This is a genomic window from Methylobacterium sp. E-065, from assembly GCF_022829605.1.
In the GTDB taxonomy this organism is placed as follows: Bacteria; Pseudomonadota; Alphaproteobacteria; order Rhizobiales; family Beijerinckiaceae; genus Methylobacterium.
This window is the reverse complement of the sequence record NZ_JAKSYD010000112.1, coordinates 67,977-81,527: the sequence shown is the minus strand read 5'-3', so window position 1 is coordinate 81,527 and position 13,551 is coordinate 67,977. Positions and strand designations below refer to the sequence as shown.

The following is a 13,551-nucleotide window of genomic DNA, read 5'->3' as shown; positions in this document are numbered from 1 at the left end:
TGGCGCAGGATGGGACTCGGGCGGTGCCTTCTGCGCCACCCCCACCCCTGACCCCTCCCCGCAAGGGGGCGGGGAACACCGGCGCGAAGCTTGCTCGTGCCTAGGACGACCCTTCGAGGACGGAAGCCATGACCCAGCCTGCGGCGGCGCCGACGGTGCGGACCACTTGCCCCTATTGCGGGGTCGGGTGCGGCGTGCTCGCGACCCCGGACGGGCAGGGCGGCGCCGCCATCGCGGGCGATGCCGAACATCCGGCCAATTACGGCCGCCTGTGCTCGAAGGGCTCGGCGCTTGGCGAGACCCTGTCGCTGGAGAACCGCCTGCTTCACCCGCAGGTCGACGGCGCGCAGGTCTCGTGGGATGCGGCCCTCGACACGATCGTGGGAAAGCTCAGCGCGGTCGCCGAGGAACACGGCCCGGAATCGATTGCCTTCTACCTCTCCGGGCAGCTCCTCACCGAGGATTACTACGTCGCCAACAAGCTCGCGAAGGGCTTTATCGGCACGCCCCACGTCGACACCAATTCGCGGCTGTGCATGTCGAGCGCGGTGGCGGCCCACCGCCGGGCGTTTGGCTCCGACACGGTGCCGGGCTGCTACGAGGATCTCGATGAGGCCGACCTGATCGTGCTGGTCGGCTCCAACACCGCGTGGTGCCACCCGATCCTGTTCCGCCGCATGGCCGACGCCAAGGAGCGCCGCGGCACCAAGTTCGTCGTCATCGATCCGCGCCGGACCCAGACCGCGCAGGAATCCGACCTGTTCCTCGGCATCCGGCCAGGGACCGACACGGCGCTGTTCTCGGGCTTGCTGGTCTACCTCGCCGACAACGGATTCCGCGATCGCGCCTTCGTGGAGGCCCATACCGCCGGCCTCGATGCCGCCCTCGATCGCGCCCGCCAGATCGCGCCGGACGTCGCCGCAGTGGCTGCCGCCACTGGCGTGCCGGAGGCTGAGATCGCCGCGTTCTACGCCCTGTTCGCCGGCACCCGCCGGGTGGTCACGGCCTTCTCGCAGGGGGTGAACCAGTCGGCGCAGGGGACCGACAAGGGCAACAGCATCATCAACTGCCACCTGATCACCGGCCGGATCGGGCAGCCCGGTGCCGGGCCGTTCTCGCTCACCGGCCAGCCCAACGCCATGGGCGGGCGCGAGGTCGGCGGGCTCGCCAACATGCTGGCCGCCCACATGCACTTCGCCCCCGAGGAGGTCGACCGGGTGCGTCGCTACTGGGGCGCCCCGCGGATTATCACCGGCGAGGGCATGAAGGCGGTGGCGCTGTTCGAGGCGGTCGCGCGGGGCAAGATCAAAGCGCTGTGGGTGATGGGCACCAATCCACTGGTCTCGATGCCGCGGGCCGACGTGATCCGGGAGGCGCTCACCAGCCTCGACCTGTACGTGGTCTCCGAGGCGGTGGCGGATTCGGACACTGCCCAGGGTCTCGGCAAGACCACCGTGCTGCTCCCCGCCCAGGCCTGGGGCGAGAAGGACGGCACGGTCACCAATTCCGAGCGCCGGATCTCGCGCCAGCGCCGGTTCCTCAAGAGCCCCGGCGAGGCCCGGCCCGACTGGGCGGTTCTTGCGGAAGTCGGCCGCCGGCTCGGCCACGGCCGGGCCTTCGGGTTCGACTCCGCGGCCGCGATCTTCCGCGAGCATGCTGGCCTCTCGGCCTACGAGAACAACGGCACCCGCGACTTCGATCTCGGCGCGCTGACCGACCTCAGCGACGCAGCCTACGACGTGAACCTGCCGGTGCAATGGCCGATCCCGAAGCGATCCGGACCGAGGGGCGCCCCACAGGGCAAGGCGCGCCTGTTCGGCGACGGGCGGTTCTACACGTTCGACCAGCGCGCGCGCTTCGTCGCCGTGCAGCCGCCGGCCCTCGCGTTGGCGGTGTCGGAGGCATTCCCCTTCGTGCTCAACACCGGCCGGGTGCGCGACCACTGGCACACGATGACCCGCACAGGTAAGAGCCAGCGCCTCTCGGCGCACCGCGCCGTCCCGTTCGTCGAGGTGCATCCGGACGACGCAGCCGCCTTCGGGCTCACGGATGGCGGCATCGCGCGACTCGCCACCGAGCACGGCGAGGCCGAACTGGAAGTGACGGTCACCGACACGGTGGTCCCGGGCAACCTGTTCATGCCGATGCACTGGGGCGGCGCCTTCGCGTCGAAGGCCCGGGTCGGCGCCCTGGTGCGCGGCATGCCGGATCCGGTCTCGGGCCAGCCGGAGCTGAAGGCGACGCCGGCCCTCATCGCGCCGATCGCCTATCGCGCCCGCGGCTTCCTGCTGTCCCGGGCGCAGGTGGCGCTACCGGAGGGCTGGTGGTGGGCGCGAGCGGCGATCACCGGCGGCTGGGGCGTGCAATTCGCGACGCAGGACAGCTCCCGAGCCGTCGCCATGATGGTGCGTGGGCTGATCCAGAGCGAGGCGCTGCGGGGCTGTGAGCTGGCCGAGTACGCCGACCACGCCCGCGACCGCTATCGCTGCGCGGTCTATGACGGCATGCGCCTCGTCGCCAGCCTCGCCTACGCGCCTGCCGGTGCGCGTCCCGACTGGGAGGCCGCCAAGGCCCTGTTCGCCGCAGAGGAGCCCGAGACGCCCGAGCGCCTCGCGCTGCTCTCCGGGCGGGCCGCCACGGCTTCGGCGGGCCCGGTGGTCTGCGCCTGTCACGGCGTCGGCGCCGACGTGATCGCCGCCACCATCGCGGCGGGCGCCGGATCGGTTGAGGCGGTGGGCGCCGTCTGCAAGGCCGGAACGAATTGCGGCTCCTGCATACCGGAGATCCGCAAGATGCTGGCCGGGCAGACCGCCCGCGCCGCGTGATTATCTGATACACTCAGATGGGAGGACAGACCGGCCCGTCCAACCAGACCATCTCACCCTGAGGTGTGAGCGCGCAGCGACCGCCTCGAAGGAGCTCTCCAGCCGGCCGCGCGATCCCTGGAGCCCACCTTCGAGGCTGCTGCGCCGCACCTCAGGATGAGGAGGTGGACGAGGCCGGCCGGTTCGAGACGATCCAGGACAGGCCCGTGACCGAGACCCCCCTGCGCGCGGCCCGCGCGCCCCGCGAGACCAAAGCCGCCGGTTTGGAGCCACTGGCGGTGCTGCCCGTCTTCGTGCCCCTGCGCGGCAAGCGGGTCGTGCTCGCCGGCTCCTCCGGCGGCGCGCCCTGGAAGGTCAAGCTGCTCGCCGCCGCTGGCGCCCATGTCGACGTCTACGCCCCAGAACCCAGCGAGGAGCTGCGCGCGGTTCCGGGTGAGATCGTCGACGGCCATGTGGTGTTGCACGAACGCGCCTGGACCCCCGACGACTTGTGGGGCTCGGCCTTCTGCATCGCCGCGATGGAAGACGAAACGGAGTGCGTCGCCTTCGTGGCGGCCGCTCGCGGTACCGGCGCGATCGTGAATGCGGTCGACCGACCGCATCTCTGCGACGTGAAGTTCGGCGCCATCGTCAATCGCTCGCCGCTGGTGGTGGGCATCTCGACGGAGGGCGCCGCCCCGGTATTCGGCCAGACCGTGCGCGCTCGGATCGAGGCGATGCTGCCCCGCGGATTCGCCCGCTGGATGGGCGCAGCCCGCGACTGGCGGGACGGCGTGACGGCACGCTTCCACGGCTTCGCGGAGCGCCGCGCCTTCTGGGAGCGCTTCACCGACCGCGCTTTCGCGGAACCCGACCGGGCGCCGACCGACACGGACCTCGCCGAGCTTCTCGGCGAAACGGAGGCCGCGCCGAAAGGCGGAGCGGTGACGCTGGTGGGCGCTGGCCCGGGTGACGCGGAGCTCCTGACCCTCAAGGCGCTGCGGGCGCTGCGCAACGCCGACGTGATCCTATACGACGACCTCGTCGCCCCTGAGATCCTGGACTACGCCCGCCGCGAGGCCCGCACCATGCTGGTCGGCAAGACCGGCCACGGCCCCTCCTGCCGACAGGACGATATCAACGCGCTGATGGTGCAGCTCGCCCGCTCGGGCAAACAGGTGGTGCGGCTGAAATCCGGCGATCCGCTGGTTTTCGGCCGAGCCGGCGAAGAGATCGAGGCCTGCCGGGCAGCCGGCATTCCGGTTACCGTGGTGCCAGGCGTCTCGGCGGCGCAGGGGGCGGCGGCGGCGCTGGGTGTGTCGCTTACCCATCGCGATGCGGCGCGGCGCCTGCAATTCGTGACCGGGCACGACCGCCGTGGCGCCCTGCCGGACGACCTGAACTGGGGGGCGCTCGCCGATCCGAGCGTCACCACGGTGGTGTATATGCCCAAGCGCACCCTGCGGGCCCTGCTCGCCCGCGCGGTCGAGGAGGGGCTTGCCCCCGCGACGCCGGCGCTGTTGGTGTTCAACGCCACCCGCCCGAACCAGCAGGCCGTGCGCGGCACCGCCGCCGACCTCGCCGACCGGGTGGAGGCCGCAGGTGTCGATGGGCCGGCGCTGTTGATGGTGGGCGAGGCATTCTCCGAGATGCGGGGCGCGATGTCGGCCGAGGTGGCTCCCGATCGGGTCGCGAGCTGAAGCTTTCCTGGCGGACGTGTCAGTCGATCACTGCACCTATCTGAATCGGCGACTTTGCCGGTCACAGGGATCCGCGGTAGGCTTACGGAATGTCGCTCGACTCGACCTAATATGCCCGTAGCTTGGGGCAGGGTGCCGCGATCCGTGAGCTGAGCCGCATCGCACTCACCAGCCCCCAGGAGATCGAGAACGGGCAGGTCCTTCCGGCCCGATCCGAAGGGACGATCGTCGGCACCTGGGCTCGCGGCGCCGCCTACGAGGTGGAGTTCACCCGGCCGTATGCGGCTCTGATCACGCTCCAGCCGAACCAGTTCGAAGTGATTGCAGAGCCAAATTTTTGATCGGCTCCCGCGCTCCTTTCAGGAACGTGCTGATTTCCCGTGAGAAGATCGTTCACTACTTACTCGACCGGGCGCATCCAGATGGCGGGCCCAAAACGGAATTCTTTATCACGCAGGGCTTTCGCCCCGACGATCCGAAGCCTTTGGCAGCGGCTTCGGCCCGGCTTCGGCGGCCGATCACGGCGGGATGGCCGTGGTGCCTGACGGAGCCTCCGCCAGCTACGAGCCGGGGCCGCCGAACCTGCCGAAAGGCACGCCGCTCAGCCAGGTTGCGAGCGACCTGTCGAAGCCCGGCTTGTTCGTCCTGCGGGTGAAGGTCCCAGCCGGCACGGTGATCGCACCGCAGACCCATTCCAAGCCCGGGACACTGACGATCCTCTCGGCCTCGATCTCTCAGGCGCACGGCCGCACCCTCGACACGACCAACGGGACGGTGCTGAAGACCGGAGACTTCGTCGACCTTCTGGAGGATATGTCCCATTCCCTCTGGACCACCGATGAGCCAGCGGAACTGCAGGTCAGCGGCTCCGGGCCGTTCAGGCGGAACCTCATCAACCCCGCGGACGATTCGAGCCGGCGTGCGGGCGGTCCGGGCTGAGGCGCCTCTCAGGTCTCGCCGGCCACGAAGGCGCGCATCAGGTAATGGGCGATCGCCATGGGCGGTGGGGCCTGGATGCCTTCCGGATGTGTGCCGTTCAGCATGGCGGCGACATCGGAGCGGGTGAACCAGCGGGCATCCTCCAGCTCGGCCGGATCGGTCACGATCGCTTCGTCCAGGGCCTCTGCGGCGCAGCCCATCATCAGCGACGAGGGAAACGGCCAGGGCTGCGAGGTCCGATAGCTCACCGCGCCGACGCGGATATGCGTCTCCTCGAACACCTCGCGGCGAACCGCATCCTCGATCGTCTCACCGGGCTCCAGGAAGCCCGCGAGGCAGGAATACATGTGCGGCCGGAAATGCGGGCCGCGGCCGAGCAGGCAGGCATCGCCCCGGCGCACCAGCATGATCACCACGGGATCGACCCGGGGGAAGTGATGAGCGGCGCAAGAGGGGCATTCCCGCCGGAAGCCGCCGGCCTTCGAAACCGTGGCGGTCCCGCAATTGGCGCAGAAGCCGTGGCGCGCGTGCCAGTCGAGCATCGACTTGGCGACCGCCAGCAGGCCCAGCTCCTCCGCCTCCACGGCGGAGTCCGTGGCGATGCTGCGCAGGTCGAGGGTGCGGGTGTCGTGCCCCGCGAAGCGCTCCGCGGCTTCGGCGGGCGCGGCCAGCGCGAAGACCGGCCGCCCGTCCCGGTGCCCGAGGAAGATCCGCGGGCCCGCGAGGAAGTCGGCCGCGATGTCGGGCGCGATCAGCGCGGTGTCCCCGCGCAGCACGAACCGGTCGCCGCACAGCAGGACGAGGCGCGCGTCGGGCGCATCGAAGGCCGGCACTGCCTCTTCGGGCTGCTCGGCCGAATGACGGTCGAGGCGGTTCCGGACGAAGCCGAGGGTGTCGCGGGGATCGGTCATGCGCGAAGTCAGGCTGCGGAGAACAGGGCACCGGCGCGCTCGATGAGCTGCGCGCGGGCGTGAAGCGGATAGGGCGTGCGCGTCCCGAACCCCCAGACCGGGCCGGGCCAGGCCGGGTCGGACCGGAAGCGGCCGACCACGTGGACGTGGAGCTGCGCCACGACGTTGCCCAAAGCCGCGACATTCACCTTGTCGGGCTTGGCCAGGGCCTGCATCACACCCGTGGCGATGCGGATCTCCTGCCACAGGGTGGCCGCATCCGGTTCGGGCAGGTCGGTGATCTCGGTAAGGTCGGCACGGCGGGGCACCAGGATCAGCCACGGGAATCGGGCATCATCCATCAGCAGCACCCGACACAGGGCGAGATCACCGACCTCGACGGTGTCGGCGGCCAAGCGCGGATCGAGAGCGAAGGCGAAATCGGTCATCGCAGACCGATGTAGCGCAGCTTTGCATTCCGCGCGCGGTCTGAGCGCGGGAACGGTGACGCGGCCCCTGCCGAAACTTCAGAGGCCCGGGATGGCACCCTGCCGGCCGACCGCGATCGTCCCGGCATCGAGGGCACCGTCCGCGTCCGACCCGGCGAAGATCGTCACGGCTGCGCCGGGCTGGAGCAGGGCGCGCTCGCCGGGTGAGAACTGGGTCACCGGCGTATCGTTCGGGATCTCGAACGCGGATTGCCCGCCCTCGTAGGAGAGGGCCAGCCGCAGGGTCGACCCGCGCTGCAGGTCGGCGACCCTGCCGGCCGTCAGCGTCGCCCCGGGTGCCGTATCCCACAACTGAGTCCCGGCCTCGAAGCCGCGTTCGGAGGGCGAGTACAACGTCACCGCCGTGGCGCGACGCGGGTCCGCGCCCGCGGCACCGATCACGCTGACGTAGCTCTCCGGCTTGATCGCCCGCAAGTCCGACCCGTTCACCGCGTAGACGCGGGTCTTCGGATCCATCCGCAGGGTGAGGGTGCTGCCGCTAGGCCGCCGGATCTGGATGCGGTCGGACTCGGCCCGCACCACCGTGCCCCGGAACCGGGCCACCATGGGCTCGGCCCGCACGGCGGTGACGGACGCCGCCATCATCAGGGCGGCGAGGAGGCTGCGCTTCACGAGGCTCGTCACGGGTGTCCTTGCGGGGTCTGGGCGGGCGGGAGCCGAACGCAAGGGCAATTGCCCCGGTTCCAGCAAGGGGACGCAGTCCGGCAGCTCAATGCGCCATCAGCACCGGCATGTCGGCGTGGGCCAGCACGTGGCTGGTGACGCCGCCGAAGATCATCTGGCGGAGGCGGCTCTGGGTGTAGGCACCCTTGATCAGTAGGTCGCAGCCGAAGGCCTTGGCTTCGGCCAGGAAGGTCTCGCCGGGCGCGCGCCGCCCCGCCGGCAGGGCGCGGTGTGCGGCCTCCACCCCCTCGCAGGCCAGCGCCTGGGCGAGGTCCTGGGCGGTCGGGCCCGGCACCATGCCGCCCTCGACGCTCAGCACCAGCACCCGCTGGGCCTTGCGCAGGAGCGGCATCGCGAAGGCGACGGCGCGCGCGGTCTCGGTGGATCCGTTCCAGGCGATCAGGATGGCGTCGCCGAGGCTCGCCGGTGGGGCTGGGGGCGCGAGCAGGATCGGCCGGCCGCTCTCGAACAGGGCGGTTTCGAAGGTGGTCATGCGCGGCGCGTTGTCGGTGGTGCCCGGGCGGCCGACCACCGTGGCCGAGAACAGCCGGGCGTACTGGCCGAGGAATGCGTCGCCGGTCGGCACGTCCTGCCGCCAGCGGTAGCGCGGCCCGGCATCCGGCACGCGCTCCGGTATGCAGAGTCCGTCGCGGGCGTGGCGGGGGATGCCGGCCGCGTCCATGAAGGCGACGAAGCGACCGCCCGCCTCCTCGGCCTCGGCCCGGTCGGCCTCTTCGTCCCGCAGCCATGTCATGCCGCCAACCATATCGACGGGGACGTATTCGGCCAGCGCAGGGCGCAACGAAACCCCCTCGATCAGGCTGCCGAAACGCGTCGCGGCAAGCCGCGTCGTCTCGAACACAGAGGGTAGGGCGTCGTGCATCGCGACGGGTACGAGCAGCGTCTTCATGGCTTCGTCCTCCTCGGGATCGAGGCTAATCCGGCTGGCGCCCGTGGGGAACCGGGTCCGCTCCAGAGGGCACACGGTTTTACGCGGTTCCGGGGTCGAGGATCCGTCGAACCCGGCGGGTCAACGGCAGCTCGACGAACCGGTGAACCACGAGGGCGGCCACGACGCTCGCCGTCAGCATCAGGACCATGGCGCCGTACAGGTGCAGCGCCGACGCCGCGCCGATCCGCACCAGGATTTCGCGCGCGAGCCGCAGGGCAAACGGATGCACGAGGTAGATAGCGTAGGACGCATCGCCGAGCATCGCCAGGACGCGGATCGGGGCCGGCAGACGCGCGACCTGCGCCGCATCGCGCCCCGGCCCGAGGGCGGATGCCACGAGCAGGGCGGCCGGCATGCCCACGAGGAGCGGGCGCAGAAAGCCGTCGGCCTCGCCGAGATCGGCGAGCAGCCGGGCCGCCAGGATTAAGCCGAGGAGGCCGAGCCCCGCCAGGCCGGCACGCATCGGGACGGCAGGTCGCACCCCGCTCTGATAGGCGAGGGCGAGCCCGGCCCCGGCGGCGAATTCGAGCACGATCGGGTTCGCCCAGAAGCGCAGCGGCAGGGGCAGGTCCGGCCGAACGGTCCCGGCGGTGACGAGGAGCGCCAGGGCCGCGACGAGCCAGACCACCGCGCCGCGCCGCCCCAGGCCGAGCCCGGCGGCGAAGAGCCCGTAGAAGAAGGCTTCGTAGTTCAGGGTCCAGCCGAGGCCGTAGAGGGGTTGGATCGTGCCGTCCGGTCGGGCGGCCGGCCAGAACAGGAAGCTCGCCAGCAGGGCGGCCGGATCGTGGACGAGGGCGGCAGCCTCCCCGAGGACGTCCGGACGGGCCAGGGCGAGGACGAGATAGAGCAGGCTCACCAGCCAGTAGAGCGGCACCACCCGAGCGATCCGGTGCGCCAAGAACCGGACCCGGCCGCCCGGCACTCCAGACAGGGCCCCGCTCGCCAGGACGATGACGAAGCCGGAGATCACGAAGAACAGGTCGACGCCGCCCCACCAGGGCAGGAGTGTGCCCGGATCGAGGGCTGGGGAGCCGCGCTGCGCCAGGAGTTCCGCTTCGTGCCGCGCATGGTGCCAGACCACCATCAGTGCGGCGACGCCGCGCAGGATCTGGATCGGGACGAGGATCATCCGGCGCTCGCCGGTCGGCGCGGGCACGTTCCGGGTCTCGCCACCAGGCTCCTGTGGCAGCCGGAATCCAGCGTGCGGCCTGAGGCGCGCCGAAGCGTATCCTCAACCACCAAGCGGACCTGCGGTGAAACCGGCAGGAACCATAGGTCGTTGGTCCCGTTGAGAGAGTATTCCGCGAACGCGCCGCGTGAGGTCTTCGATCTCCGCCGGATATTCCATGCCCGTTCGCGCATCCATCTCGTTATGAGGTTTCTGATGCTGAAGAATTACGCCGCCGCCTCCGCGCTTGTTCTGGCGCTTTCGACCCCGGCTCTGGCACAGGGCGCCAACGATTTCCGTCTGCAGTCGATGCAGTCGAATGCGTTCGAGATCCAGTCCTCCCAGATCGCTCTGTCCAAGTCGCGCAATCCGCGCATTCGGTCCTACGCTCAGGAGGCGCTGCGCGATCACCAAGCTGCCAACGTGGCGCTGGCCGGCGGTCAGCCCGGCGCGATGGCGGGGGGCGATCCGGGCCTCGGCGGCCTGATCACGGCTCCGATCGCGGTGGCGGGCAGCGCCGTGGGCGCCGGCGTCGGTGCGGCGACCGGCGTGGTCGGCGGCACCCTGTCGGGCGGCCCGGTCGGCGGCCTCCAGGGCGCGGGCGCGGGCGCAGCGAACGGTGCGGCGGCCGGTGGGCGCGTCGGCAGTGACATGATGGCGACCGGGGCCTCCACCCTCGTGCAGCCGAGCCCGCAGCAACAGGCGATGCTGTCCGAGCTGTCGGCGACCCCGTCCGGCCCGCGCTTCGACCGGCTCTACGCGACGCAGCAGATCGAGGCGCATCAGATGGCCATTGGGATGACCCAGGCTTACGCCCAGGGTGGTCCGAACCCGGCCCTGCGCAACTACGCCCAGCAGGCCCTGCCGGCCCTGCAGATGCATTACGACCACGCGCAGCGCCTCGCGGGCGCTCGGTAAGGTCGATCGCAATCGTGCCGGCCCGGCTTGAGCTGGGCCGGCAGGACGGGCGGCTCGCGCAGGCGAGCCGCCTTTCTTTTTGGGTGTGCGCGGCGCGGGTCGATGCGCCGCCACGACGTCAGTCACACGTGACGGCAGCAGCCGAGCGGACCTGCAGGCCGGCCGTGTCGAGCGGCGGCTGGAACGCCCCCGTCTTCGGATCGCGCACGACCAGGGACCCGGTCGACACGCCGAAATGCGCGCCGTGGAGCTGGAGGCGGCCGTCATCGACCCGTTCCTTGACGAACGGGAAGGTCATCAGATTCTCGAGGCCCTGCGCCACCACGGCGTATTCGAGGCGCGTCAGGTAGTTCGGCGCCTCGGGATCGCCGGCCTTCGCCACCGCGGGCTCCACGAGCGAGACCCACTTGCCGATGAAGTTCCCCTCGGAGAGCGGCTTCGCCTTCTGGGCGTAGGCCTTCACGCCGCCGCAGGTGGCATGGCCGAGCACGACGATATGCTTCACCTGCAGGGCCTGAACGGCGAATTCCAGCGCCGCAGAGGTACCGTGGTAATTCTCGTCCGGCTGATAGGGCGGCACGAGGTTGGCGACGTTGCGGATCGTGAACAGCTCGCCCGGTCCGGCATCGAAGATCGCGCTGGGGGAGACCCGGCTGTCGCAGCAGCTGATGACGAGAATCTCCGGCGTCTGCGATTCGGCCAGTTGCGCAAAGCGGCGGCGCTCGGCCGGAAAGCGCTGCTCAAGGAACGACCGGTACCCTTCAGTCAAATAGACAGGAAACATCAAAGCAGCTCCGTTGCGTTATCGATCGTGATACAGCTGAAATCAGGATCTTTGCCAAGTCAGAACGTGGGGCCGGGCCGGGATAATCCCGCGGGCGAGATCGGCCGCGAGATCGGCGAGACCGGCCGGCTCGACGCGTTCGCTGCTCGCGCGCAGTTCGGCGATCGGCCACCAGCGGGTGCCGAGCACGGGGTTATCCTCGGTCTCGGCGAGGCGGCTGGTGTCGACCCGGTCGTCGGGCAGGCGGACGAGGAAGTAGCGCTCGCGGGCATCCCGGGGCTGGCGAAACAGATGGAACGGCCCGTCGCACGCAGCGACCTGCGGGCCGATCGCCGCGTCGGTGCGGCCGATCTCCTCCCCGAGTTCCCGGCGGCAGGCGGTGACGTGATCCTCGCCGGGCTCAAGGCCGCCGCCGGGCATGAACCAGAACCGCAGCGGCGCTCCATCCGGCCCCTTGGCGTGCACGGAGGCGTACGCGATCAACAGGATCCGGTCGTGCGGATCGAGCACGATTGCCCGGGCGACGTGGCGGATGGCGAGAGTGGGCGCAGCTTTCATGTGGCCAAAGCTAGGGCGCAAGGATCGCGCCGGACATGGATGTCGTCCCGTTTGCTGCATCGCTCCGGCCTCGCCGCGCCACTGCACCATCCGGCGATCATGACACGCGGCCAGGGACGTAAGGTCCGCCGGGCGACGTTCGGGATTACATCGGTAAACCGGACGTGCATTATTGTGCACGCTTGATCGAATTCAATACTGTATTGATGTAAATTTTTTGCATTGACAGACAGATTTACATGCACGAATATAATATTCGCACATCACATTGAACCGAGACCTGATGTAACCTGACCGGAGGGAGGCTACGATGCTGCGCGCGTGGACCCGATCCAGTACCGCCCTGACCCTCATCGCCGGAGCGACCGCCGCCGCCGCGATGCCGATGGGCGGCACCTTCACCATGCACTACGACAACCAGACCATGCAGCCGATAGCGCCGGGCCAGATGCGAATCGAGGAACGCGGCTCCGGCCTCAACAAGAGCCCCGGCCAGCCCTTCGACAACGCCCAGGTCACTATCGTGGAGACCGTGACGATGGATCGGGGGCAGGGCCCGGTGAAAGGCACGATCACTTTTTCCACGCCGGACGGGACCTCGACGAGCCCCTATACTGGTCGCGTCAACACCGATGCGCAGGGTCGCATGACCGCCACGGGCACGTTCAAGGTCGGGAAGGCGACGGGCGCGTTCGCCGGCCTGAAGGGCACCGGAGCGTTCACCACAGTCTTCGCGTCACCGACGGATCAGACCACCGCTTGGAGCGGCGCGTTCACGCCGCCGCCGGCCCGGGCGGCGCGGCGCTGACGCGCGCTTGGTTCAGGGGATCGGCGGCCCCCGCAGGGCCGGTGCCCAGATCACCACGGGCAGGCCGTGCCCATCCTGCGCCGGCGGGTCGGGGAGCGGCCGCGCTCGGCCCGCCGCGATATCCTGCGCCACCACCAAAGCGGCCAGCGCATCGAGATGGTCGTCCTCCGGGACGCCCTTGACCCGGGCTTCGAGCAGCGCGGCCGGCAGCCCCGCCGCGGACAGGAGTTCCCGCCGGCGATCGAGCCCCAGGCGGGCGTTGCGCCCCTTCTTCGGAAGGCCGAGGGGCCGGTCGCCGTTGAGGGCGTGGAACGCCACCTCCGGGTGAACCTCGTGGATCCGGTCGCGCAACTCTGGCCGAGCCCGCAGGAGCGTGTCCACCGCGCGGACATACCGGAAGATGTTGTAGCCCTGGATCGAGGGCGCGAAGGGTGGGTCGCTCGCCGCCCGGGAGAGGGCTTTGGCGGTGTCGTAGTCGGATGCGTAGACGGCCGACCGCGGCGGCATTGGAAAGACCGACGACCGCGCCGGACCGAGCTTGGCGCGCGCCGCCAGATCGGCCGCCCGGCCGCCCCCGACGATCCGGTCCGGCAGGCCGATCGGCACGTCGATCCCGATCACCAGCGGCTGCTCCGGCGCGTCGAGGAGCGCCGCCACGTCCGGGAAGAGGGCGCAGCGGTGCCGGTCGGGGTCGTCGAGATCGAGCAGCGCCCCGGCCCAGGCACCCCGGCAGCCGTCGAGTCCCGCGATCCACCGCGCCATCGCAATCCTCCTGTCGCCTGCGCCGGAACCTGGCCGGGGCTGCGTTCTTGTCCGGGCTGGCGCGGACCGCTATCCGCATCAAAGGCCGCCGCCGAA

15 protein-coding genes are annotated in these 13,551 nt (G+C 70.3%); 7 read left to right on the top strand and 8 right to left on the bottom strand.

Features of this window, described 5'->3' with window-relative positions; translation table 11 throughout:
- The first annotated feature begins 128 nt into the window (after positions 1-128).
- The 5 genes from MKK84_RS13640 to MKK84_RS13625 all read left to right on the top strand — a co-directional run bounded on the left by MKK84_RS13640 (position 129) and on the right by MKK84_RS13625 (position 5,443).
- Entirely contained in the window at positions 129-2,825 is a 2,697-nt protein-coding gene (locus MKK84_RS13640; RefSeq protein WP_243920463.1) for a nitrate reductase, read from the top strand.
- Positions 2,826-3,031: 206 nt separating this feature from the next.
- A complete protein-coding gene (cysG, locus tag MKK84_RS13635; RefSeq protein WP_243920623.1) occupies positions 3,032-4,504 on the top strand; it encodes a siroheme synthase CysG in 1,473 nt (490 codons plus the stop codon).
- 122 nt (positions 4,505-4,626) lie between these two features.
- Positions 4,627-4,845 carry a DUF4926 domain-containing protein gene (locus MKK84_RS13630; RefSeq protein ID WP_243920461.1) on the top strand — a complete coding sequence of 73 codons (219 nt, stop codon included), beginning with the start codon at positions 4,627-4,629 and terminating at the stop codon, positions 4,843-4,845.
- 26 nt (positions 4,846-4,871) lie between these two features.
- A complete protein-coding gene (locus tag MKK84_RS35910) occupies positions 4,872-5,159 on the top strand; it encodes a DUF6883 domain-containing protein (RefSeq protein WP_409566503.1) in 288 nt (95 codons plus the stop codon).
- Positions 5,042-5,443: a cupin domain-containing protein gene (locus tag MKK84_RS13625; protein WP_409566498.1), complete on the top strand. Its 402-nt coding sequence runs from the start codon at positions 5,042-5,044 to the stop codon at positions 5,441-5,443. The genes MKK84_RS35910 and MKK84_RS13625 overlap by 118 nt, the downstream gene beginning before the upstream one ends.
- 8 nt (positions 5,444-5,451) lie before the next feature.
- Here MKK84_RS13625 and nudC read toward each other — a convergent pair whose 3' ends face one another.
- The 5 genes from nudC to MKK84_RS13600 form a co-directional block, all read right to left on the bottom strand.
- Positions 5,452-6,354 carry an NAD(+) diphosphatase gene (gene nudC / locus MKK84_RS13620; protein ID WP_243920457.1) on the bottom strand — a complete coding sequence of 301 codons (903 nt, stop codon included), beginning with the start codon at positions 6,352-6,354 and terminating at the stop codon, positions 5,452-5,454.
- Positions 6,355-6,362: 8 nt separating this feature from the next.
- Positions 6,363-6,782, bottom strand: coding sequence for an HIT domain-containing protein (locus tag MKK84_RS13615; RefSeq protein WP_243920455.1), 420 nt, complete (start codon positions 6,780-6,782; stop codon positions 6,363-6,365).
- Between the two features lie 78 nt (positions 6,783-6,860).
- Positions 6,861-7,466: a hypothetical protein gene (locus MKK84_RS13610; protein WP_243920453.1), complete on the bottom strand. Its 606-nt coding sequence runs from the start codon at positions 7,464-7,466 to the stop codon at positions 6,861-6,863.
- Between the two features lie 85 nt (positions 7,467-7,551).
- Positions 7,552-8,415 (bottom strand): universal stress protein, encoded by an 864-nt coding sequence (locus MKK84_RS13605; protein ID WP_243920452.1) that lies wholly within the window; start codon positions 8,413-8,415, stop codon positions 7,552-7,554.
- Positions 8,416-8,494: 79 nt separating this feature from the next.
- Positions 8,495-9,586 carry an acyltransferase family protein gene (locus tag MKK84_RS13600; RefSeq protein WP_243920621.1) on the bottom strand — a complete coding sequence of 364 codons (1,092 nt, stop codon included), beginning with the start codon at positions 9,584-9,586 and terminating at the stop codon, positions 8,495-8,497.
- 255 nt (positions 9,587-9,841) lie between these two features.
- Between MKK84_RS13600 and MKK84_RS13595 the strand changes: the two genes are divergently transcribed.
- A complete protein-coding gene (locus tag MKK84_RS13595) occupies positions 9,842-10,543 on the top strand; it encodes a DUF4142 domain-containing protein (protein WP_243920451.1) in 702 nt (233 codons plus the stop codon).
- A gap of 118 nt (positions 10,544-10,661) precedes the next feature.
- Here the strand turns inward: MKK84_RS13595 and MKK84_RS13590 are convergent, their stop codons facing one another.
- Both MKK84_RS13590 and MKK84_RS13585 read right to left on the bottom strand, forming a co-directional pair.
- Complete coding sequence (locus tag MKK84_RS13590; protein ID WP_243920450.1) at positions 10,662-11,327, bottom strand: carbonic anhydrase; 666 nt, start codon at positions 11,325-11,327, stop codon at positions 10,662-10,664.
- A 42-nt stretch (positions 11,328-11,369) separates the two neighbouring features.
- The gene (locus MKK84_RS13585) at positions 11,370-11,885 is read right to left on the bottom strand and encodes an NUDIX hydrolase (protein ID WP_243920449.1); all 516 of its coding nucleotides are present in this window, start codon (positions 11,883-11,885) and stop codon (positions 11,370-11,372) included.
- Between the two features lie 310 nt (positions 11,886-12,195).
- Between MKK84_RS13585 and MKK84_RS13580 the strand changes: the two genes are divergently transcribed.
- On the top strand, positions 12,196-12,693 hold the full coding sequence (locus MKK84_RS13580; protein ID WP_243920448.1) for a hypothetical protein: 498 nt from the start codon (positions 12,196-12,198) through the stop codon (positions 12,691-12,693).
- 12 nt (positions 12,694-12,705) lie between these two features.
- Here MKK84_RS13580 and MKK84_RS13575 read toward each other — a convergent pair whose 3' ends face one another.
- Positions 12,706-13,455: a DUF429 domain-containing protein gene (locus MKK84_RS13575; protein ID WP_243920447.1), complete on the bottom strand. Its 750-nt coding sequence runs from the start codon at positions 13,453-13,455 to the stop codon at positions 12,706-12,708.
- Positions 13,456-13,551: the final 96 nt, after the last annotated feature.